The organism is Agromyces sp. ISL-38 (assembly GCF_018613935.1).
In the GTDB taxonomy this organism is placed as follows: Bacteria; Actinomycetota; Actinomycetes; order Actinomycetales; family Microbacteriaceae; genus Agromyces.
This window is the reverse complement of sequence record NZ_JAGGPF010000003.1, coordinates 1-14,997: the sequence shown is the minus strand read 5'-3', so window position 1 is coordinate 14,997 and position 14,997 is coordinate 1. Positions and strand designations below refer to the sequence as shown.

Sequence of the window (14,997 nt, the reverse complement as noted above, 5' to 3'; positions counted from 1 at the left end):
ATGGCACTCACGCGATTCGAGATGGCCGCGCGAGCGGCCCGCGAGCTGCCCGACGGCTCCTACGTCAACCTCGGCATCGGGCTGCCGACGCTCGTGCCGAACTACGTGCCCGAGGGCATCACGATCCTGCTGCAGTCCGAGAACGGCATCCTCGGCGTCGGGCCGTACCCGGCCGAGGCCGAGGTCGATCCCGACCTCATCAACGCCGGCAAGGAGACCGTGACGGTGCTCCCCGGCGCCGCGTTCTTCGACTCGGCCACGAGCTTCGGCATGATCCGCGGGGGCAAGATCGACGCGGCCATCCTCGGGGCGATGCAGGTCTCGGCAGCGGGCGACCTGGCCAACTGGATGATCCCCGGCAAGATGGTGAAGGGCCCGGGCGGCGCAATGGATCTCGTGCACGGCGCGCGGCGTCGCATCGTGCTCATGGAGCACGTCGCGAAAGACGGATCACCGAAGATCGTGAACGAGTGCTCGCTGCCGCTCACCGGCAAGGGCGTCGTCGACCGCATCATCACCGACCTCGCGGTGATCGACGTCACGCCCGACGGACTGCGCCTCATCGAACTCGCGCCCGGCGTCACGGTCGAGGAGGTCGTCGCGGCGACGGAACCGCCGCTGATCATCGACTGATTCGGACCGCGTCGTCGGTGAGCTGACGCAGGGACTCGCCGGTGTTCGACACCGCGGGCTTCGGGCTCACGCGCGGCGGACTATAACGCGAGGCTCGCCGAGATGCGAGGGGCTGCCGTCAATTCGAAACAGGCCGGAGACTGGTCTTCCGGGTCGGATGTCGGCCCAGCGGAGGTCGATGGCCGGCTCGTTCGGTTCGGCATCCCCTCGTGGAAACGTCGGACGGGGGGGTGAGGACATGGCCGAGGCAGACGCAGACGGAGCCAGCCGGCGACTGGCCGACGCTCCGGCACCAGACGACGAGCGCAAGCCCGAGTCGCCCCGCGAGATCACGAAACGCTCATGGGTGTACGTGCTGCGCAAGAGTTTCCGCGAGTTCGCGGACGACGAGTGCCCCGATCGCGCGGCGTCGCTGACGTACTTCGGTGTGCTTGCGCTCTTCCCGGGCCTCCTCGCGATCGCGTCGCTCCTGGCTCTCTTGGGTCAGGGCGAGAAGGCGATGGATGAGCTCTTCGGCATCGTCGAGCGGTTCGCGCCCGGTGAGGCGCTCGACGTCATCCGCGAGCCGCTCGAGGACTTCAGTGCGTCGCCAGCCGCAGGATGGGCTTTCGTCACTGGACTCGTGCTCGGGATCTGGTCGGCGTCGGGCTACGTGCGAGCGTTCAGCAAGGCGATGAACCGCATCTACGAGATCGACGAGGGACGCCCGCTCTGGAAGCTGATTCCGCTCCAACTCCTCGTTACGATCCTCGCCATTGTCCTCATCGTCGTCATCGCGACGATCCTCGTCGTCTCGGGGCCGATCGCCGACGCCATAGGAAGCGCCCTGGGTATCGGCGAGTCGGTACAGGTCGTCTGGGAGATCGTGAAGTGGCCGGTTCTCGCGTTCGCCGTGATCTTCGGCATCGCGGTCCTCTACTACGCGACGCCGAACGCGAAGCAGCCGAAGTTCCGCTGGATCAGCATCGGTGCGGCGATCGCGATCTTCCTGGTCGTACTCGCCTCCGCCGCGTTCGCGCTGTACGTGGCCAACTTCTCCAGCTACGACCGCACCTACGGCTCGCTCGCCGGCGTCATCATCTTCCTCCTCTGGCTCTGGCTCGCCAATGTCGCCCTCCTATTCGGCGCGGAGTTCGACGCCGAGCTCGAGCGTGGGCGCCAGCTCCAGGCTGGGATCGAGGCGGAGGAGTCCATCCAGCTTCCGCCTCGTGACACGCGCAAGAGCGACAAGGCGGCCAAGAAGGAACAGCAGGACGTCGAACTCGGACGCAGGATCCGTCTCGAGCACGCCGACGACGGTGCCGATTCCGACGAGGCGGGTGCCGACGACACGGAGGTCGCGGATCGGCCTCAGCGCTGACAGCCAGCGGGGGAGCATCCGTTCATGGAGGCAGCGTTCGGGAACCCGGAAGTAGACTCGACACGTGCCTGCTGTGAATCTCGGAATGCCCAAAGTCCCTGAGGTACTGGCCCCCCGACGCAAGTCGCGCCAGATCAAGGTGGGCAAGGTCCTCGTCGGCGGTGACGCACAAGTGAGCGTGCAGTCGATGACGACCACGCCGACCACGAACATCAACGCGACGCTCCAGCAGATCGCCGAGCTCACGGCCTCCGGTTGCGACATCGTGCGCGTTGCCGTGCCGAGTCGTGACGACGCCGAGGCGTTGCCGATCATCGCGAAGAAGAGCCAGATCCCGGTCATCGCCGACATCCACTTCCAGCCGAACTACGTCTATGCGGCGATCGACGCCGGATGCGCCGCGGTGCGCGTGAACCCGGGCAACATCCGCAAGTTCGACGACCAGGTCGCCGAGATCGCGCGACGCGCGAAAGAAGCCGACGTCTCGATCCGCATTGGCGTGAACGCCGGCTCGCTCGACCCGCGCCTGCTGCAGAAGTATGGCAAGGCCACACCCGAGGCGCTCGTCGAGTCGGCGGTCTGGGAGGCGAGCCTCTTCGAGGAGCACGACTTCCACGACTTCAAGATCTCGGTCAAGCACAACGATCCGATCATCATGGTGAAGGCATACCGCATGCTCGCCGAGCGTGGCGACTGGCCGCTGCACCTCGGCGTGACCGAGGCCGGCCCCGCGTTCCAGGGCACGATCAAGTCGGCGACCGCGTTCGGCATCCTCCTCGGCGAGGGCATCGGCGACACCATCCGCGTCTCGCTCTCGGCGCCGCCGGTCGAAGAGGTGAAGGTGGGGCTGCAGATCCTGCAGTCGCTGAACCTCCGCGAGCGGAAGCTCGAGATCGTCTCGTGCCCGTCGTGCGGGCGTGCGCAGGTCGACGTGTACAAGCTCGCCAACGACGTCACCGACGGGCTCGAGGGCATGACCGTGCCGCTCCGCGTCGCCGTCATGGGCTGCGTGGTCAACGGGCCCGGCGAGGCTCGCGAGGCCGACCTCGGCGTGGCATCCGGCAACGGCAAGGGCCAGATCTTCGTCAAGGGCGAGGTCATCAAGACCGTGCCCGAGTCCGAGATCGTCGCGACGCTCATCGAAGAGGCGAACCGCATCGCCGATGAGATGGGCACGGATGCCCCGGTGGGCTCGCCGCAGGTGCTGACGCCCTAGTCGCCCGGCGTCGCAGTCGTCGAGACGACTCCCGCCATGGTGCCGTCGACATGCCGCGAGTAGCGTGGAAGCGTCGGATGTCGCGACGCGGCGGCATCCGCCGGAAGGGATCGTGATGAGCGGAGACGGCACGGAGTTCGAGTATCCCGACCAAGCGGGGTACCCCGACGGTATGGGCACGCTGCACGAGGGCACTGAGGATGCCGCGACGGCCGCCGAGGAGGAGGTCGAGAACTTCGCCGCGGAGGACGAGGAAGACGACGAGGGCGTCTGACTCCCGGGGGCACCCTCTGGCCGAACGTCAGGGATGGACGATGAGCCAGGTCGCCACGGCCGGCCGGCTGGAGGCGTTGCGAATTCGGTGGGGCTTCGAGCACGGGTAGCTGATCGAGTCGCCGGGTGCGAGCACGACCGTCTCGTCGTCGAACTCGATCGTGAGCTCGCCCGACACGACGCTGCCGATCTCGTAGCCCTCATGCCGGAAGAGCGCATTGTCGCCGGTCGCCGTACTGCCGGGAGAGTAGACCGATTCGAAGAGGTCGAGCTCGCTCGTGCTGCGCGGCGAGAGCCGGCGGAAGGTGACGCCGCTCTCCAGCGAGACGGGCGTCGACTGGTGGGCGCGGACGAGCGTGAAACCGTCGCCCCCGTCTTCGGATGACGCGCGGCGCTCGTCGTCGGTGGCGCCCGCGTCGTCGAACACGTCGGCGAGCGGCACGCCGAGTGCGTCGGTGATGGCGATGAGGCGGGAGACCGACGGCTGCATCACCCCGCGCTCGATCTGGGAGACGGCGCTCGCCGAGATGCCGAGTGACTTCGCGAGGGTGCGAGCCGAGATTCCGCGTGCCGTGCGCAGCGCGCGGAGGCGCCCGCCGAGGCGTGGCACCTCATCGGAGTCCATCGGGTCGCTCTGCGCGGCCAGTGACGTCATGAATCGATCCTAAAGCGCCATCCGTCTCGGCCGCCGAAATGAATGTGAAGTGAACACTGAATTTCTTCTTCACAAGGCTGTTACATCGCGGAAACCTCGCACCAGAGGTGAATCTATAACTTCATTCACATCCCCCATCCGGCACTCGAAAGGCATCCGCTCATGACCGAACAACTCGAGGGCGCGCCGGGCGCACCCGTGTCAACCGCGCCGGCTCCGCCGACCGGGCCGTACGACGTCGTCGAGGCCGCGGGCATGCCCGTCGGGTCGGGCCTCATGAAGCCCGAGTACGACCACCGTCTCGCCAACGAGGACCTCGCTCCGCTCCGGAAACAGAAGTGGACCTCCTACAACATCTTCGCGTTCTGGATGTCCGACGTGCACTCGGTCGGCGGGTACATCACGGCGGGCAGCCTCTTCGCGCTCGGCATCGCAAGCTGGCAGGTGCTGCTCGCGCTGCTCATCGGCATCCTCATCGTGCAGGCGTTCGCCAACCTCGTCGCGAAGCCGAGCCAGAAGACGGGCGTGCCTTACCCGGTCATCAACCGTGCGATCTTCGGCGTCAAGGGTGCGAACATCCCCGCCATCATCCGCGGCCTCATCGCGATCGCGTGGTACGGCGTGCAGACCTACCTCGCAGCCGAGTCGCTGAACATCGTCTTCCTGAAGTTCATCCCGGGCAGCGCGGCGCTGCTCGAGTCGAGCTTCCTCGGGCTGTCGACCCTCGGCTGGATCTCCTACGCGATCCTGTGGATCGCGCAGGCCGCGCTCTTCTGGAACGGCATGGAGACGATCCGTCGCTTCATCGACTGGGCCGGGCCGGCGGTCTACGTCGTGATGATCATCCTCGCGATCTACCTCGTCTCGGAGGCGGGCTGGGAGAACATCAGCCTCGACCTCTCGGCGGGCGAGCCGCTCGAGTTCTGGGCTTCCATTCCCGTGATGCTCACCGCCATCGCGATCGTCGTGTCGTACTTCTCGGGCCCGATGCTGAACTTCGGCGACTTCGCGCGCTACGGCAAGTCGTTCGCGGCGGTCAAGCGCGGCAACTTCCTCGGCCTGCCGATCAACTTCCTGTTCTTCTCGCTGCTCACCGTCATCACCGCGTCGGCGACCGTGCCCGTCTTCGGTGAGCTCATCACCGATCCGATCCACACGGTGGAGCGCATCGACTCGCCGTTCGCGATCCTCCTCGGCGGACTGACGTTCGTCATCGCGACCGTCGGCATCAACATCGTCGCGAACTTCATCTCGCCCGCGTTCGACTTCTCGAACGTGGCGCCGCACAAGATCAGCTGGCGCATGGGCGGCATGATCGCGGCGGTCGGCTCGGTGATCCTCCTGCCCTGGAACTGGTACAACAACGCCGACGCCATCCACTACACCCTCGGCGTGCTCGGTGCGATGATCGGCCCGCTGTTCGGCATCCTGATCGCCGGCTACTACGTCGCGGCGCGCCAGCGTGTGCTCGTCGACGACATGTTCACGATGTCGGAGAAGGGCAAGTACTGGTACACGAAGGGGTACAACACGAACGCGGTCTCCGCGCTGCTCCTCGCGGGCGTCCCGACCATCGCGCTCGGCGTGCTGCCGAAGCTCATCGCCGACCTGGGCGGGTTCGACATCTCGTGGATCGGCAACTTCACGTGGTTCATCGGCTGCGGCCTCGGCTACGTGATCTTCGTGATCCTCGAGCGGCGTAACCCACAGGTGCCGAATCTCGCCGACCTCGGCGAAGGCGTCTCGGACGGCACGGTCGACGTGGCAGGCGGCACCATCGACGTGGCATCCGTCACCGCGGTGAAGTAGCGATGCGCATCACCCTTATCAACCCCAACACCTCCCGGGCGATGACCGACAAGATCGGCCGGTCCGCCCGGGAGGTCGCGGGGCCGGGCGTGGAGCTCGCGGCGGTCTGCCCCGAGTTCGGGCCCGCCGCGATCGAGAGCCACACCGACGAGGTCGCCGCCGCGGCGGCGGTGCTGCGGGAGGTCGAGAGGGGTGAGGCGGCTGGCGTCGACGGATTCGTCATCGCGTGCTTCGGCGATCCGGGCCTCGACGCAGCACGCGAACTCGCGACCGGGCCGGTGGTCGGCATCGCTGAAGCGGCGATGCACGTCGCGACGATGGCGGGCCGCACCTTCAGCATCGTCACGACGCTTTCTCGCACCCTCGGGCGAGCGCACGACCTCGTGCGTCGCTACGGGTTCTCGGACGCCTGCGTCTCGAGCTACGCGACCGGCATCCCGGTGCTCGACCTCGAGGAGTCCACCGCCGACGCCTTCGAGACGATCGCAGCGGTGTGCGAGCGCGCGGTGCGAGCGGATGCCGCGGACTCGATCGTGCTCGGCTGCGCCGGCATGACCGACCTCTGCGCGGCGCTGTCGGAACGCGTGGGCGTGCCGGTGATCGACGGTGTCGCGGCATCCGTCGGTCTCGTCACCGGCATGGTGCGCATGGGCGTCAGCACCTCGAAGCGCGACGAGTACGCGCGGCCGCCGGTTCGCTTGCTCGCCTGACGCGAGGCCGCGGCCGTGTAGACAAAGACTGTTCAGCGATATATCGTTAACGTATCGTAGATAGTCTGCGACGGCTCGCAAGGCCGACACAGAGGACGGGCGCGATGAGACGCGAACACCTTCCACATCCACACCACGCCATCCCGGGGCTAGAGAGCCACGCGGCGCGTTTCCACCACGACCCCCGCGGCTTCCGCGGACCAGGCGGCTTCGGCCCCGGGTTCGGCGAATGGGGCGGCCCCTGGGGCGGACCCGGCGGTCGCCGGCGAGCCAAGGGCGACGTCAGGTCAGCGATCCTGTCGCTGCTCGCCGAGAGCGGCCCGCTCAACGGCTACGGGATCATGAAGGCGATCAATGCCAAGACCGACGGCGCCTGGCGGGCGAGTCCCGGATCCGTGTACCCGACACTGCAGCAGCTCGTCGACGAAGAGCTCATCGTGTCGCGCGGCGAGGGTCGCGGCACCGAGTTCGAGCTCACTGACGCCGGCCGAGCCTACGTGGCGGAGAACGACGAGGAGCTGCAGCGCGCCTGGACAGCCGTGCCGCGTCCGAGCGAGTCGGCCACTGCGCTGTTCCAGAGTGTCGGCAGGCTGATGGGCGTGGTCGGGCAGTTCCGCCACTCCGCCACCGACGCGCAACGCGCCGCTGCGGCCGAGAAGCTCGACGAGGCCCGGCGAGCCCTCTACCTCATCCTCGCCGACTGAATCCCGCCCCTCCAGCTGTCACGCTGGGCGCCGGCGCGGGCGGACGTGAGTACCGGCATCCGTCGTCATTAGAATCGTCGGGTGCCCACACGCCTCACGAACTACTTCCTCCGCACGCTCCGCGAAGACCCGGCCGACGCCGAGGTCACGAGTCACCGGCTGCTCGTGCGCGCCGGCTACATCCGGCGCCAGGCGCCAGGCGTCTTCGCGTGGCTGCCGCTGGGCCTGCGGGTGAAGGCGAAGATCGAGGCGATCATCCGTGAGGAGATGACGAACGCGGGTGCCCACGAGGTGCATTTCCCGGCGCTGCTCCCGCGCGAGCCCTACGAAGTCTCGAACCGCTGGACGGAGTACGGCCCGAACCTCTTCCGCCTGCAGGACCGCAGGGGCGCCGACTATCTGCTCGCGCCCACGCACGAAGAGGTCTTCACCCTGCTCGTGAAAGACCTCTACAACTCCTACAAAGACCTGCCGCTGTCGATCTACCAGATTCAAGACAAGTACCGCGACGAGGCGCGCCCCCGCGCCGGCCTCCTGCGCGGCCGCGAGTTCACCATGAAGGACGCGTACTCCTTCGACGTCTCCGACGAGGGGCTCGACGCGAGCTATCAGTCGCAGCGCGACGCCTACGAGCGCATCTTCACGCGTCTCGGCCTCGAGTACGTGATCGTGAAAGCGGATGCCGGGGCGATGGGCGGCTCGAAGAGCGAGGAGTTCCTGCATCCGACTCCCGTCGGCGAAGACACCTTCGTGCGTTCGGCCGGGGGATACGCGGCCAACGTCGAGGCGTTCGAGACCGTGGTGCCCGAGGCGATCCCGTTCGACGGCCTGCCCGCCCCACTCGTGCTCGACTCCCCGAACACGCCCACGATCGCGACGCTCGTCGATCTGGCCAACGCCGAGTACCCGCGCCCCGACGGCCGCGACTGGACCGCCGCCGACACGCTGAAGAACGTCGTGCTCGCGGTGACGCAGCTCGACGGCACCCGCGATCTCGTCGTGATCGGGCTGCCCGGCGACCGCGACGTCGAGATGAAGCGCGTCGAGGTGGCGTTCGCGCCCGGCGTGGCAGAACCCGCCACCGACGCCGACTTCGCGAAGCACCCGGGGCTGGTGAAGGGCTACATCGGCCCGTGGTCGTCCGAAGGTGCCGTGCTCGGCGAGGAGTCGGCTACCGGCATCCGCTACCTCGTCGACCCTCGGGTGGTCGACGGCACCGAGTGGATCACCGGCGCCAACCTCGATGAGAAGCACGTGTTCGGCCTCGTCGCCGGGCGCGACTTCACGCCCGACGGCACGATCGAGGCTGCGGACGTGCGCGAGGGAGACCCCGCACCCGACGGCTCCGGCGCCGTCGAGCTCGCGCGCGGCATGGAGATCGGCCACGTGTTCCAGCTCGGCCGCAAGTACGCCGAGGCACTCGGGCTCAAGGTGCTCGACGAGAACGGCAAGCTCGTCACCGTCACGATGGGCTCGTACGGCATCGGCGTCACTCGCATCCTCGCGATCATCGCCGAGGGCAACAACGACGAGAAGGGCCTCGTGTGGCCCGCGTCGGTGGCGCCGTTCGACGTGCACGTGCTCGCGACGGGCAAGGACCCCGCCGTGTTCGAGGCGGCCGAAGGCGTCGTCGCCTCGCTCGAGGCGGCCCGCTTCGACGTGCTCTTCGACGACCGCCCGAAACTCTCGCCGGGCGTGAAGTTCGCCGATGCCGAGCTCATCGGCGTGCCGAAGATCGTGATCGTCGGCCGCGGCGTCGCCGATGGTCTCGTCGAGGTGTGGGATCGCGCCACCGGCGACCGTGAGAACGTGCCGATCGGCGAGGTCGTCGCCGCCCTCGCCTGACGACGGCGAGCGGCTCGCTTGCGCGTGCTCACGCGGTCCGCGCGTCCACTTCGCGCGCTCGAGTGCGTCGAAACCGCAGAGATGACCAGGTCCGAGCGCCCTGCGCGTCATCTGTGCGGTTTCGATGGCTTGTGGAGGATGCTCCCTCCGTCCCGCGGGATACGGGCAGAATGCGCGCATGGTCCACGCACTCCCGCAGCACCTCCGCAACACCGCCTTCACGCCAGCGGATGCGCGCAACTTCGATGTGCCGGCGAGCCGGTTGCGGCGAGCCGACCTCGCCCGCCCGTTCTACGGCGTGCGTCTCGACGGCGCTCGGCCCCGCGACATCCGTGAACGTTGTCGCGCCTACCTGCCCAGGCTCGGTCCATCGGCGTACTTCAGCCATGAAACCGCTGGGATGCTCCATGGGATCCCGCTGCCGAAGCCGGACGCTCCCGCGGATACAACAGCACACGCCGGGGCCGAAGGTGACGCGGATGCCGCGGCCGAAGGCGAGGGAGGCGGCGACGCAGGTGCCGCGGACGCCGCACGAGCGTTGCATGTGACGTCGTTCGCCGGCGGCGACGGCCCGCGCACGGCAGGGGTCATCGGTCATTCGACGTCGGCGGCGCGGCCCGCGATCGTGTTCATCGAGGAATTGCCGGTGAGCTCGCCGGCCCGCACGTGGTGCGAACTCGCGGCAACGCTCAGCCGCGAGGACCTGGTCGCAGCGGGGGACTACCTGATCTCGGGTGTCCGGCTTCGTCGCGGGAGCGGGCGAATGCCGCCGCTGTGCACCCTCGATGAACTCCGCGCTGCGGCACGCGAGCATGGCAGTCGACGCGGTGCGCGCGGCATCGCCTGGGCCCTGCAACGGCTGCGCACGGGAGTCGACTCGCGGCCCGAGTCCCGCCTGCGGCTGCTCCTCGTGGCGTCGAGGTTGCCCGAACCCGAGATCGGCATCGGTGTGCGCGTTCCCGGTGGTCGCATGCTGCATCCCGACCTCGCCTATCCGGCGCTGCGTCTCGCGTTCGAGTACGAGGGCGATGAGCATCGCACGAACGCGAGACGATTCCGAGATGACATCCGGCGTCGCGAGGCACTCGAAGCGGCCGGCTGGCGCGTCGTCCGGGTCGTCTCAGACGACGTGTTCGAGGACACCGACGACTTCATCGCACGGGTGCGCGCCGTGTTGGCCGCACGCATCCGCGAACTCGATGCGGCCCGCCCTGTGTGAGGCGCCCGCGCGTCGAATCCGCGCGGATGACTCGTTGGAGTTGACGAGGAGGTCACCAGTGCGGTTTCGAGGCGGGAGAGCGGCCGGTGGCGGCCGGGCGTATGCACCGTTCGCGGTGCGTTCACCCCTCGTTCACGCCTCATCATGAGTCGCGACGGATTCCCCGAGCACTGTGCAAGTGGAACCCCGACCACGAGCGTGAGGACCGATCCGTGACGATCACCGACATCCAGTTGTTTCCGATGGCCGACCACGTGCGAGGCAAGCGCTCGCCCGTCACCTGTCACTTCAAGTGCGGGAACGCCTGCCTCGGCCCCGAGTGCAACACCTCCGCGAATCCGCACTTCCGCGACATCGCCTCGGCCGCGCTGACGCGGCGGGCCGTGCTCGGCCTCGGTGCGGCCGGCGCCTTCGGCATCGCGCTCGCCGCCGCGACGCCGGGCGGCTCGGCGAGTGCGGCGCCCGGGGGAGCAACCGGAGGCCAGGGTGCCCTGGCGTTCGACGCGATCGCCCCGGTGCCGAAGCTCGTCGACGACTTGAACGTGCCCACGGGCTACAAGTGGGCGCCGATCATCCGCTGGGGCGACCCGCTCTTCTCGAGCGTGCCCGCCCTCGACTTCGAGAACCAGACGGCCGAGGCGCAGGCCGGCCAGTTCGGCTACAACTGCGACTACCTCGACATCATCGCCGACAAGAGCGGTCGCACCGGCGTGCTCGTGAACAACCACGAGTACGTGAACCCGGGCCTCATGTTCCCGCCGAGCAGCGACGACGCCGAGCTCGATCGCCGCGCTGCCATCTACAAGGCCGCCCACGGCTTCTCGGTCGTCGAGCTCCGCCGCAGCAAGGTCGGCCAGCCGTGGCGCTACCTCGTCGACGGTCGCCGCAACCGCCGCATCACTGCAGACACGGTGTTCGAGGTCACGGGCCCTGCTGCCGGCAGCGACCTCCTGAAGACGGCCGGCGACCCCGAGGGCCGCTGGGTCAAGGGCACGCTCGGCAACTGCGCCGGCGGCACCACCCCGTGGGGCACCGTGCTCTCGGGTGAGGAGAACTTCGACGGCTACTTCGCGTGGGCGGCCGATACAGCGGGCCAGAAGCGCTACCGTGCGACGGCGTCGACGAAGTCGACGTACACGTTCGAGCGCATCGACCCGCGCTTCAATGCCCTGGACCCCGCGCACGTGAACGAGCCCAACCGGTTCGGCTGGATCGTCGAGATCGACCCGGAAGATCCGACCTCGACCCCTCGCAAACACACCGCTATGGGCCGGCTCAAGCACGAGGGCGCCAACGTCATCATCGCCGAAGACGGCCGCGCGGTCGCGTACATGGGCGATGACCAGACGAACGACTACCTCTACAAGTTCGTCTCGAAGGGCACGTTCGACTCAGGCACGACGCCGGTCGCGCGCCGCAACAACCTCGGACTGCTCAGCGAGGGCGACCTCTACGTCGCGAAGTTCACGGGGAATTCGCCCGCCGCGGAGATCACCGGAACCGGCGCGCTCCCGACCGACGGGTTGTTCGACGGCACCGGCGAGTGGATCCCGCTCACGCAGAACGGCGAGAGCGTCATCCCCGGCATGACGACCGAGGAGGTGCTGGTCTACACCCGCCTCGCGGCCGACACCGTCGGTGCGACGAAGATGGACCGCCCCGAAGACGTGCAGCCGAGCCCCAAGACCCGCAAGGTCTACGTCGCCCTCACGAACAACTCGGCGCGCACCCTTGCGACGGTCGACGAGGCCAACCCCGTTACCGGCAACCGCAACGGGCACGTCATCGAGCTCACCGAGACGGCGGGCCAGTCGGGCACGACATTCGGCTGGAGCATCCTCCTGCTGTGCGGCAACCCCGCCGTCGACCAGAACACGTACTTCGCGGGCTTCCCGAAGGAGCTCGTGTCGCCGATCTCCTGCCCCGACAACGTCGCGTTCGACTCCGAGGGCAACCTCTGGATCTCGACCGACGGCGCTCCGAGCAAGATCGGCTTCAACGACGGCCTCTTCAAGGTGCCGCTCGAGGGGCCCGACCGCGGTCGCGTGCAGCAGTTCCTCTCGGTGCCGCGCGACGCCGAGACGTGCGGGCCGGTCATCCACGACAAGGAGGGCCTGGTCTTCGTCGCCGTACAGCACCCGGGCGAGGACGGCACGGTCGCCGCGCCGAACTCGTACTTCCCCGACTACGTGCCGTCGCATCGCCCCGAGTCCGGCCTGGTGGCCGCTCCGCGCCCCTCGGTCGTGCAGGTCTGGCGCGGCTGAGCCGAAGTCAAGCGGTGAGGATGCCGCGGCGACCCGAACTCGGGCGCCGCGGCATCCGTCGATTCAGGGCTGCAGCCGGTCGCTGCCGTCCGGCGTGGATGACGGGCACTGCGACATCCGGTACCGTAGAGACGTGTCCGCTCCGAGGGGAAGCGGCGAAAGAGCTGAATAGAGGAGGCCGGCAATGGATATCGACCTCAGCGTGCTTCGCATGATGGAGCGCGAGAAGGAAATCCCGTTCGACGAACTGGTTGAGATCATCGAACAGGCGATCCTGATGGCCTACCTGAAGCACACGAATCCCGGCCAGCACGGCCACGCGAATCCCAACGGCGCCCGTGCACACATCGACCGCAAGACGGGTCACGTCTCGGTGTACGTTCCCGAGCACGACGAAGAGGGCAACGTCATCGGCGAGGCTGAGGACAGCCCCAGCGACTTCGGTCGCATCGCCGCGTTCGCCGCGAAGCAGGTCATCAACCAGCGCCTGCGCGATCTCGCCGACGACGCAGTGCTCGGCGAGTTCCGGGGCCGCGAGGGCGACATCGTCGCCGGCATCATCCAACAGGGTCCGAATCCCCGCATGGTGCACATCGACCTCGGCACCGTCGAGGCGATCCTCCCGCCCGAGGAGCAGGTGCCCGGCGAGGAGTACCCGCACGGGCAGCGCATCCGCGTCTATGTGACGAGTGTGTCGAAGGGCCATAAGGGCCCGTCGATCACCGTCTCGCGCACCCATCCCGCCCTCGTGCGCAAGCTGTTCGCACTCGAGGTTCCCGAGATCGCCTCCGGCGTCGTCGAGATCGTCTCGCTCGCGCGCGAGGCGGGCCACCGCACGAAGATCGCCGTGCGTGCGAACCAGCCCGGAGTCAACGCCAAGGGCGCTGCCATCGGCGAGCTCGGCCAGCGCGTGCGAGCGGTCACCGCCGAGCTCGGCAACGAGAAGATCGACATCGTCGACTACTCCGACGACCTGGCGACGTTCGTCGCGAGTGCGCTGTCGCCGGCCAAGGTCACGCGCGCGTTCGTCATCGATGAGTCGATGAGAGCCGTCCGTGCGCTCGTTCCCGACTACCAGCTCTCGCTCGCGATCGGCAAGGAGGGCCAGAACGCCCGTCTCGCCGCCAAGCTCACGGGCGCGAAGATCGACATCCAGCCGGACTCGACCCTCGAGTCGAACTGAGGTGGCCCGCCGCCGTCGGCGGGCGCACAGCACAGAGGTGTAGGATGGAACCCGTCAGAACGTGCATCGGATGCCGTTCGCGTTCCCCGCGGTCCTCCCTGTTGAGGATCGTCGTCCAGGATTCCCACGTCGTAGCAGATACTTCGGCTGTGCTTCCGGGCAGGGGTGCGTGGCTGCATCCGACACTCGAGTGCTACCACCTCGCCGTGCGGCGACGCGCCTTCGGGCGTGCGCTCCGCATGACCGGCGAAGTGGACACCAGCAATGCTAGAGAACAGGCTGAACGGCTAATGGACAACTCATGAGCGGCTCGAAATGAGACCCGTCCGTCATTGATGGTCTGCCCCTGTCCGGGGTGGGACCCGGAACAGGAGAGAAGTGGCTGCCAAACCACGCGTACACGAGATCGCAAGCGAACTCGGTGTCGATAGCAAGATCGCCCTTGAGAAGCTCAAGGAGATGGGCGAATACGTCAAGGGACCGTCGTCCTCCATCGAACCCCCCGTCGCGCGCCGCCTGAAGGCCGCGCTCGAAGCAGCCGGCACCGCCGGCACCCCCGCGAAGGCGGCACCGGCACCGGCGCCCGCCCCTGCGGTCAAGCCCGGTCCGAAGCCGGCACCCAAGCCCGCGCCCGAAGAGGTCATCGAGGCCCCGGTCGTCGACGTCCCCATGACGGTGGCGGAGCGCCAGGCGCAGGCCGAGCAGAAGGCCGCGCAGGCGGCAGCAGAGAAGGCCTCCGAGGTGCCCGAAGCGCCCGCAGCACCCGAGGCCCCTGAAGCCTCCGATGCCGTGAAGCCGGCCTCCCCGAAGCCCGCGGGCGTGATCCCGCGTCCCGCGCCGCGTCCCGCATCCGCCCGGCCCGGCAACAACCCGTTCTCGAGCTCGCAGGGCATGGGCTCGCGCCCGGCGCAGCCCCGACCGGGCAACAACCCGTTCTCAAGCTCGCAGGGCATGGGCCAGCGCCCGAGCCCCGGCAACATCCCGCGTCCGCAGGCTCCGCGTCCCGGTTCGCCGAGACCCGGCGCTCCGCGTCCGGCAGGTGCAGGCGGCCGCCCCGGCGGCGGCGCCGGGTTCCAGCGTCCGGGCGGTGCCGGTGCAGGCGCCGGCGCCGGCGCACGTCCCGGCG

Annotated in this window: 14 protein-coding genes; 13 read left to right on the top strand and 1 reads right to left on the bottom strand. The window is 68.4% G+C overall.

Annotated features, from left to right (window positions below; translation table 11 throughout):
- From J7E25_RS04020 to J7E25_RS04005, 4 genes are all read left to right on the top strand, one after another.
- The gene (locus tag J7E25_RS04020; RefSeq protein ID WP_214868209.1) at nt 1-633 is read left to right on the top strand and encodes a CoA transferase subunit B; all 633 of its coding nucleotides are present in this window, start codon (nt 1-3) and stop codon (nt 631-633) included.
- 238 nt (nt 634-871) lie between these two features.
- Nucleotides 872-1,993 (top strand): YihY/virulence factor BrkB family protein, encoded by a 1,122-nt coding sequence (locus J7E25_RS04015; protein WP_214868207.1) that lies wholly within the window; start codon nt 872-874, stop codon nt 1,991-1,993.
- A gap of 85 nt (nt 1,994-2,078) precedes the next feature.
- Nucleotides 2,079-3,209 carry a flavodoxin-dependent (E)-4-hydroxy-3-methylbut-2-enyl-diphosphate synthase gene (ispG, locus tag J7E25_RS04010; protein ID WP_214868329.1) on the top strand — a complete coding sequence of 377 codons (1,131 nt, stop codon included), beginning with the start codon at nt 2,079-2,081 and terminating at the stop codon, nt 3,207-3,209.
- 115 nt (nt 3,210-3,324) lie between these two features.
- Nucleotides 3,325-3,483: a hypothetical protein gene (locus J7E25_RS04005; RefSeq protein ID WP_214868205.1), complete on the top strand. Its 159-nt coding sequence runs from the start codon at nt 3,325-3,327 to the stop codon at nt 3,481-3,483.
- Between the two features lie 27 nt (nt 3,484-3,510).
- Here the strand turns inward: J7E25_RS04005 and J7E25_RS04000 are convergent, their stop codons facing one another.
- Nucleotides 3,511-4,137 (bottom strand): helix-turn-helix domain-containing protein, encoded by a 627-nt coding sequence (locus J7E25_RS04000; RefSeq protein WP_214868203.1) that lies wholly within the window; start codon nt 4,135-4,137, stop codon nt 3,511-3,513.
- A 162-nt stretch (nt 4,138-4,299) separates the two neighbouring features.
- Here J7E25_RS04000 and J7E25_RS03995 point away from each other — a divergent pair, with 162 nt between their 5' ends.
- The 9 genes from J7E25_RS03995 to J7E25_RS18135 all read left to right on the top strand — a co-directional run.
- Complete coding sequence (locus J7E25_RS03995; protein ID WP_214868196.1) at nt 4,300-5,946, top strand: NCS1 family nucleobase:cation symporter-1; 1,647 nt, start codon at nt 4,300-4,302, stop codon at nt 5,944-5,946.
- Between the two features lie 2 nt (nt 5,947-5,948).
- Nucleotides 5,949-6,656 carry an aspartate/glutamate racemase family protein gene (locus J7E25_RS03990; RefSeq protein WP_214868195.1) on the top strand — a complete coding sequence of 236 codons (708 nt, stop codon included), beginning with the start codon at nt 5,949-5,951 and terminating at the stop codon, nt 6,654-6,656.
- 104 nt (nt 6,657-6,760) lie between these two features.
- Nucleotides 6,761-7,360 (top strand): PadR family transcriptional regulator, encoded by a 600-nt coding sequence (locus J7E25_RS03985; protein ID WP_214868194.1) that lies wholly within the window; start codon nt 6,761-6,763, stop codon nt 7,358-7,360.
- Between the two features lie 81 nt (nt 7,361-7,441).
- Nucleotides 7,442-9,205, top strand: coding sequence for a proline--tRNA ligase (locus J7E25_RS03980; RefSeq protein ID WP_214868193.1), 1,764 nt, complete (start codon nt 7,442-7,444; stop codon nt 9,203-9,205).
- A 178-nt stretch (nt 9,206-9,383) separates the two neighbouring features.
- Nucleotides 9,384-10,424 (top strand): DUF559 domain-containing protein, encoded by a 1,041-nt coding sequence (locus J7E25_RS03975; RefSeq protein WP_214868192.1) that lies wholly within the window; start codon nt 9,384-9,386, stop codon nt 10,422-10,424.
- A 242-nt stretch (nt 10,425-10,666) separates the two neighbouring features.
- A complete protein-coding gene (locus tag J7E25_RS03970) occupies nt 10,667-12,688 on the top strand; it encodes a PhoX family phosphatase (RefSeq protein WP_214868328.1) in 2,022 nt (673 codons plus the stop codon).
- 184 nt (nt 12,689-12,872) lie between these two features.
- Nucleotides 12,873-13,871 carry a transcription termination factor NusA gene (gene nusA / locus J7E25_RS03965; RefSeq protein ID WP_214868191.1) on the top strand — a complete coding sequence of 333 codons (999 nt, stop codon included), beginning with the start codon at nt 12,873-12,875 and terminating at the stop codon, nt 13,869-13,871.
- A 44-nt stretch (nt 13,872-13,915) separates the two neighbouring features.
- A complete protein-coding gene (locus J7E25_RS03960; protein WP_214868189.1) occupies nt 13,916-14,176 on the top strand; it encodes a YlxR family protein in 261 nt (86 codons plus the stop codon).
- 73 nt (nt 14,177-14,249) lie between these two features.
- Nucleotides 14,250-14,997: translation initiation factor IF-2 N-terminal domain-containing protein (locus tag J7E25_RS18135; protein ID WP_214868186.1), on the top strand; the 748-nt coding region annotated here is incomplete at its 3' end.

What these genes read in the sequence shown, in the direction of transcription:
- nusA (WP_214868191.1), top strand. Translation starts at nt 12,873, where the DNA reads ATGGATATCGACCTCAGCGTGCTTCGCATGATGGAGCGCGAGAAGGAA.
- J7E25_RS03960 (WP_214868189.1), top strand. Translation starts at nt 13,916, where the DNA reads ATGGAACCCGTCAGAACGTGCATCGGATGCCGTTCGCGTTCCCCGCGG.
- J7E25_RS04000 (WP_214868203.1), bottom strand. Translation starts at nt 4,137, where the DNA reads ATGACGTCACTGGCCGCGCAGAGCGACCCGATGGACTCCGATGAGGTG.
- J7E25_RS03995 (WP_214868196.1), top strand. Translation starts at nt 4,300, where the DNA reads ATGACCGAACAACTCGAGGGCGCGCCGGGCGCACCCGTGTCAACCGCG.
- ispG (WP_214868329.1), top strand. Translation starts at nt 2,079, where the DNA reads ATGCCCAAAGTCCCTGAGGTACTGGCCCCCCGACGCAAGTCGCGCCAG.
- J7E25_RS03990 (WP_214868195.1), top strand. Translation starts at nt 5,949, where the DNA reads ATGCGCATCACCCTTATCAACCCCAACACCTCCCGGGCGATGACCGAC.
- J7E25_RS04015 (WP_214868207.1), top strand. Translation starts at nt 872, where the DNA reads ATGGCCGAGGCAGACGCAGACGGAGCCAGCCGGCGACTGGCCGACGCT.
- J7E25_RS03975 (WP_214868192.1), top strand. Translation starts at nt 9,384, where the DNA reads ATGGTCCACGCACTCCCGCAGCACCTCCGCAACACCGCCTTCACGCCA.
- J7E25_RS04020 (WP_214868209.1), top strand. Translation starts at nt 1, where the DNA reads ATGGCACTCACGCGATTCGAGATGGCCGCGCGAGCGGCCCGCGAGCTG.
- J7E25_RS03985 (WP_214868194.1), top strand. Translation starts at nt 6,761, where the DNA reads ATGAGACGCGAACACCTTCCACATCCACACCACGCCATCCCGGGGCTA.
- J7E25_RS04005 (WP_214868205.1), top strand. Translation starts at nt 3,325, where the DNA reads ATGAGCGGAGACGGCACGGAGTTCGAGTATCCCGACCAAGCGGGGTAC.
- J7E25_RS03970 (WP_214868328.1), top strand. Translation starts at nt 10,667, where the DNA reads ATGGCCGACCACGTGCGAGGCAAGCGCTCGCCCGTCACCTGTCACTTC.